Origin of the sequence: Devosia sp. (genome assembly GCF_034675085.1) — a bacterium.
GTDB lineage: Bacteria > Pseudomonadota > Alphaproteobacteria > Rhizobiales > Devosiaceae > Devosia.
Map to the genome: position 1 here is coordinate 1 of NZ_JAUCDN010000246.1, position 4,975 is coordinate 4,975.

General features: G+C 66.7%; 3 protein-coding genes. 2 read left to right on the forward strand and 1 reads right to left on the reverse strand.

What is annotated here, in order from left to right; all coding sequences use genetic code 11:
* Positions 1-133: 133 nt before the first annotated feature.
* Complete coding sequence (gene ade, locus VDP82_RS13790) at positions 134-1,843, forward strand: adenine deaminase (RefSeq protein ID WP_323015424.1); 1,710 nt, start codon at positions 134-136, stop codon at positions 1,841-1,843.
* Between the two features lie 129 nt (positions 1,844-1,972).
* Positions 1,973-2,728: a HugZ family protein gene (locus tag VDP82_RS13795; protein ID WP_323015425.1), complete on the forward strand. Its 756-nt coding sequence runs from the start codon at positions 1,973-1,975 to the stop codon at positions 2,726-2,728.
* 89 nt (positions 2,729-2,817) lie between these two features.
* Here VDP82_RS13795 and VDP82_RS13800 read toward each other — a convergent pair.
* On the reverse strand, positions 2,818-4,975 hold a 2,158-nt coding region (locus tag VDP82_RS13800; protein ID WP_416347120.1), incomplete at its 5' end, for a malate synthase G.

Here is a 4,975-nt window from a genome sequence, read left to right on the forward strand (position 1 = left end):
GATCATAGGTTTTCATGGCACCCTCCATGGTTGACCCAAGCGCAACGCCAGGATCGCGGCGGGAGTTCCGCCGGGCCTTGACGTCCCGCCCGCCGCGGCCGACCCTCGGGCAAGAGCAAAAAAGGACGCGCCCATGACCAGCCCCGCCACCCTCACCCGCATGATTATGGCCGGCCAGGGCAAGGCGCCCGCCGATCTCGTCATCCGCGACGTCAACCTGCTCGACGTCATCACCGGCGCGGTGACCCGGACCGATATCGCCATTGTCGGCGACCGCATCGTGGGCACCCATGCCGCCTATGAAGGGGGCAGGGTGATCGAGGGCGGCGGGCGCTTCGCCGTGCCCGGCTTCATCGACACGCATCTGCATATCGAATCCTCCCTGGTCACCCCGCATGAATTCGACCGCTGCGTGCTGCCCCATGGCGTCACCACCGCCATTTGCGACCCCCACGAAATCGCCAATGTGCTGGGGGCCGAGGGCATTGGCTATTTCCTCGACAGCGCCGAGCAAACCATCATGGATGTGCGCGTCAACCTCTCCTCCTGCGTGCCGGCGACCCCCTTCGAGACGGCGGGGGCGGCGCTGGAAATCGAGGACCTCGAACCCTTCCGCAGCCATCCCAAGGTGATCGGGCTCGCCGAGATGATGAATTTCCCCGGCGTGCTCAACGCCGATCCGGGCATCATCGCCAAGCTGGCGGCCTTCCAGGGCGGCCATATCGACGGCCACGCGCCGCTGCTGCTCGGGCAGGCGCTCAACGGCTATCTCGCCGCCGCCATCCGCACCGACCACGAGGCCACCAGCGCCGCAGAGGCGCGCGAGAAGCTGGCCAAGGGCATGGCCATCCTCATCCGCGAAGGCTCCGTCTCCAAGGATTTGAAGGCGCTGGCCGAAATCCTCGATGAGAACACCTCGTCCTTCGTGGCGCTGTGCACCGACGACCGCAATCCCCTCGACATCGCCGAGGAAGGACATCTGGACAGCTCCATCCGCCGGCTGATCGCCATGGGGCGGCCGCTGCACCATGTCTATCGCGCCGCCAGCCACTCGGCCGCCCGCATTTTCGGGCTCACCGACCGGGGCCTGCTGGCGCCGGGCTGGCGCGCCGATATCGCGCTGGTCGATAGCCTGGAAGACTGCCGCGTCTCGGACGTGGTGACGGCGGGCCGGCTGGTCACCCCGGAGCTTTTTGCCACGCGAAAGCCGGTGGCGCCGGTGGGCCTGGCCTCGATGAAGGCGAAGCCGGTGGCACCCGAGGCCTTCATCACGGCACCCAAAGCGGGACAGAACCGCGTGCCGGTGATCGGGGTCAGGCCCGGGCTGATCCTCACCTTCCGCGAGGAAGCGAGCCTGGCCGCCACCGACAAGGGGCTCGTGCCCGACCTTGCCGCCGATGTCATCAAGGTCGCCGTCATCGAGCGCCACGGCAAAAACGGCAATATCGGGCGCAGCTTCGTCACCGGGTTCGGGCTCAAGCGCGGCGCCATCGCCTCCTCGGTGGGCCATGACAGCCACAACATCACCGTGGTCGGCACCGACGATGCCGACATGGCGGCGGCGGTGAACCGGCTGATCGAGATGGGTGGCGGCTTCGCCGTGGCCGAGGGCGGCCGGGTGACGGCGGAGCTGGCCCTGCCCATTGCCGGGCTGATGAGCACCAGGCCCTTCGAGGACGTGACCGAGGATCTGCACCGGCTGCGCGACGCCGCCTATGCCCTGGACTGCGTGCTGCCGGAGCCGTTCCTGCAGGTGGCGTTCCTGGCCCTGCCGGTCATTCCGCATCTCAAGATGACCGATCGCGGGCTGTTCGACGTCGATAAGTTCGATTTCGTCAGCTGAAGCGGCCACCCGCCAGAGGTGTGGAGAGGTAGGGCCTTACGACACACCGCCGGCGTCATAATATGACATTGATATTCATGTTTGTTTGAGCTTTATTGCGGCCACAATCGTTTCGAGGGAAATAGCGCCATGGCCGGCAAAGACCTGCTCCAGCCCACCGACGACGAGGCCATCCGCCTCGCCAAGACCATCATCCGCACCGCGCGCCATGGCACCATCGCCACGCTCGATCCGGCAAGCGGCGCCCCCATCGCCACCCGCGTCAGCGTCTCCAGCGATTTCGACGGCGCCCCGCTGCTGCTGATCTCGAAACTCGCCGCCCATTACCCGGCGCTGGCCGCCGATCCGCGCTGCTCGCTGCTGCTGGGCGAGCCGCGCAAGGGCGACCCCATGGCCCATGCCCGCATCACCATCGCGGCGCGGGCGCAGTTTATCGCCCGCGACACCCCCGAGCATGCGCGCCTTGCCGCCCGCCATCTCAGCCACCAGCCCAAGGCCAGGCTCTATGCCGGGCTGGGCGACTTCAACTTCGTGCGGCTCGAACCGCTCTCGGCCAGCCTCAATGGCGGCTTCGGGCGCGCCTATGCCTTCACCGCCGAACAGCTCCTGTCCAATCCCGATGCCGACCTCGCCGCCGCCGAGGCGGGGGCACTCGAACATATGAACGACGATCACGCCGAAGCGGTGAGCAATTATGCCCGCCATTTCTGCGGCGCCCCGACCGGCCCGTGGACGCTGACCGGCATCGACGCCGATGGCATGATCATCGCCTGGGGCGACGACGTGCGCCGCATCGCCTTCGATACCCCCCTGGCCGTCCCGCAGGACATGCACCAGACCCTTGTGCAGATGGCCCGCACGGCGCGCATGGCGCTGAGCGCCTGACGCGTCTCGGGCTGCTTGATATCGCCGCCACCACGGTGTCATGCCGGCCTTGAGCCGGCACGACAATGCGGATGGGAAAACGCCGGCGCCTATTTCGCGTCGCGGGCCTTGACCTTGCGGCGGGCGGCGTGCAGCAGCGGTTCGGTATAGCCGCTGGGCTGGTCGGCGCCGTGCAGGGCCAGGTCGAGCGCGGCCTGGAAGGCGATCGACTGGAAGTTTTCCGCCATCGGCCGGTAGATCGGGTCGCCCGCGTTCTGCTGGTCCACCACGCTGGCCATGCGCTCGAAGGTGGAGCTGACCTCGTCGCGGCTGACCAGGCCATGGCGCAGCCAATTGGCCACCGCCTGCGAGGAAATGCGGCAGGTGGCGCGGTCTTCCATCAGCCCCACATTATTGATGTCGGGCACCTTGGAGCAACCGACCCCCTGCTGCACCCAGCGCACCACATAGCCCAGAATGCCCTGGGCATTGTTTTCCAGCTCGCGGATGATCTCGTCGCGGCTCAGCGTATTGGCGGGCAGCACCGGCATCGAGAACAGCGCCGAAAGCGGCGGCACCGCCTGGTTGTGGCGGCGGCGCTGGGCCTCGAACACGTCGGTCTGATGGTAATGGAGCGCATGCAGCGTGGCGGCGGTGGGCGAAGGCACCCAGGCGGTATTGGCGCCGGCAGCCGGATGGGCACCCTTGGAGGCCATCATCGCCGCCATGTCGTCGGGACGCGCCCACATGCCCTTGCCGATCTGCGCCTTGCCCGAAAGACCGCAGGCAAGACCGATCAGCACGTTGCGATCCTCATAGGCGGCAAGCCAGGCCTCGGACTTGATCTCGTCCTTGCGCAGCACCGGGCCGGCCTCCATGGAGGTGTGGATCTCGTCGCCGGTGCGGTCGAGAAAGCCGGTATTGATGAAGAACACGCGCTGGCGCGCTTCATAGATGGCGGCCTTGAGATTGGCCGAAGTGCGGCGCTCCTCGTCCATGAGGCCGATCTTGACGGTGTTGGGCGCAAGGCCCAGCATGGCTTCCACGGAGGCGAAAATGGCGCAGGCAAAGGCCACTTCCTCGGGCCCGTGCATCTTGGGCTTGACCACATAGACCGCGCCGGTGGTGCTGTTGACCTTGTCCTGCAAGGCGCAGAGCACGGTCACGGCGGCATCCATCAGCCCCTCGCCGATGGGCTTGTCGTTCCACAGCACCGCATCGGTGGTCATCAGATGGCCGACATTGCGCACCAAGAGCAGCGAACGGCCCTTGAGGGTGAGGGAAGCGCCGTCGACACCGGTATAGACACGGTCGGCATTGAGGCGCCGGGTGACGCTGCGGCCGTTCTTTTCAAACGTGTCTTCCAGCGTACCGTTCATCAGGCCCAGCCAGTTGCGATAAACGCCCACCTTGTCCTCGGCATCCACGGCCGCCACCGAATCCTCGCAGTCCTGGATGGTGGTGAGCGCCGCCTCGACGATGACATCGCTGAGGCCCGCCTTGTGCGCCGCGCCGATGACGCTGCCCGGCTCGATGACGAGCACGATATGCAGCCCGTTATGGGCCAGCACGATCTCGCCGCTCTTTTCCGTGCCGGAAAAGCCGACAAAGGCGGCCGGATCGCGCAGCCCGGTCTGGCCGGCGGGAGTGTCGACGGCCAGATAATGCACACCATCCTTTTTGAGCACATGATAGGCGCTCGCCTCGGCATGGCTGCCGCGGGCCCGCGGCACGCTCTGGTCGAGAAATTCGGCGGCCCTGGCCACCACCGCCGCGCCGCGCGCCGCATTATAGCCCCGACCCGGCGCCAGCTCGCCCTCGCGCGCGATCACGTCGGTGCCATAAAGCGCATCGTAAAGGCTGCCCCAGCGGGCATTGGCGGCGTTGAGCGCATAGCGCGCATTGGAAACCGGCACCACCAGCTGCGGGCCGCATAGCGTGGTGATTTCGGGATCGAGCCCGGCGGTTTCGATGGTGAAATCACCCGGCTCGGCCACTAGATAGCCGATTTCGCCCAGGAAACGTTCATAGCCGGCGGGATCCTTGGCCACCGGGCCATTCTTGCGATGCCAGTCGTCGATCTGGCCCTGCAACTGGTCGCGACGCGCCAGCAGCTTGGCGTTGCGCGGGGCATGCTCTTCCACCAGCCCCGCAAAGCCGGACCAGAAGCGGTCGGCGTCCACCGGCGTTCCGGGCAGCACCTCGCGCTCGATGAAATCCACCAGCAGCGGATGCACCATGAGACCGGATTTGGAGAGATAGTCGCTC